The sequence below is a fragment of the Dellaglioa sp. CoH-57-MRSF-18 genome, assembly GCF_056781995.1.
Map to the genome: position 1 here is coordinate 1 of NZ_JBXAXX010000155.1, position 334 is coordinate 334.

General features: G+C 52.1%; 1 protein-coding gene. It reads left to right on the forward strand.

The genetic code is table 11. The features are described 5' to 3' along the window. Positions 1-113 precede the first annotated feature (113 nt). Positions 114-334 (forward strand): hypothetical protein (locus AC1RPG_RS08530; protein ID WP_481762557.1); only part of this gene is annotated, 221 nt, incomplete at its 3' end.

Consider the following 334-nt stretch of genomic DNA (forward strand, 5'->3'; position numbering starts at 1 on the left):
CGCCATTCCCGCGTTGTTTACCACAACTAACGGAATCCCTCATGATGGTCCGGCACTCGACACCGGGCTGAACGCAGCACAACGTCTGCAATCAATTGATAGCGAGAAATAACATGGCATATCAACAAGGCTTCGCAAACGTCTTTTACTCGGCAGCTACCGTGCAAACGGGTGCGGCAACGGTGACTAACGTTTCGGTACCTTGGGACACGCAGTTCCGAGGTCAAGACTACGTGGGTCGCCCATATGTTCTGATTCAACCGAGTTTGGGACGAGACCCGGGCCTATATGTGTTTAATGGGACGCAGTACCTGTTCGGTATCAACTACGAAGA